We start from the raw sequence: 998 nt of genomic DNA, 5'->3' as shown, positions 1-998 counted from the left end.
GATGTGGGGGCCCTCGCGGCGGCGCTGGCCGATGTGGTGGCCCGCCATGAAAGCCTGCGCACCGTGTTCGGCGCCGATCAAGGCACCCCGTATCAGGTGGTGCTAAGCGCCGAGCAGGCCGATTTCGGCTGGCAGGTCATCGACGCGCGCGGCTGGCCGCACAACCAACTGGCGGAAGCTCTCGAGCAGGTCGCCGGGCACCGGTTTGATCTGGGCACCCAGATCCCGCTGCGCGCCCAGCTTTTCCACACCGGCGCTGATGAGTACGTGTTGGTGGCGGTGGCCCATCACATCGCCGCGGACGGCGCGTCGATGACCCCGCTGCTGGCCGATCTGGGCGCCGCCTATGCCGCCCGCCGTGATGGGCGCGCCCCGGGCTGGGCCCCACTAGCGGTGCAATACGTCGACTACACCCTGTGGCAGCGCCAGCTGCTGGGGGATCTCGATGACCCGCACAGCCCGATCGCCGCGCAGCTGGCCTACTGGCAGCAGGCGCTGGCCGGCATGCCCGAGCGGTTGTCGCTGCCCACCGACCGCCCCTACCCGGCGGTCGCCGATGGGCGCGGCGCCACCGTGGCCATCGACTGGCCCGCCGAGCTGCACACCGCGCTGACCCGCCTGGCCGGTGAGCACGACGCGACCGGGTTCATGGTGATCGCGGCCGGGCTGGCGGTGCTGCTGGGCACCCTGGCCGCCAGCACCGAGGTGGCCATCGGCTACCCCATCGCCGGGCGCACCGACCCCGCCCTCGATGAGCTGGTCGGGTTTTTCGTCAACACCTTGGTGCTGCGCGTGCAGCTAGGTGATGACCCCAGCATCGCCGAACTGTTGGCCCAAGTCCGCGACCGCGCCCTGGGCGGCTACGAACACCAACACGTGCCGTTTGAAGTGTTGGTGGAACGGCTCAACCCGACCCGCACCCTGACCCATCACCCCCTCATCCAGGTCATGCTGGCCTGGCAAAACTGGGCACACACCAGCCCCGCCGACACCGCGCC

1 protein-coding gene is annotated in these 998 nt (G+C 70.4%); it reads left to right on the top strand.

The annotated features are described in order from the left end of the window. On the top strand, positions 1-998 hold a 998-nt coding region (locus AC5Y6X_RS24350), incomplete at both ends, for a condensation domain-containing protein (protein ID WP_499989705.1).

This window comes from Mycobacterium sp. NGS26, from assembly GCF_059813025.1.
The sequence above is the reverse complement of the archived record's forward strand: the minus strand, read 5'-3'. Positions and strand labels throughout refer to the sequence as shown.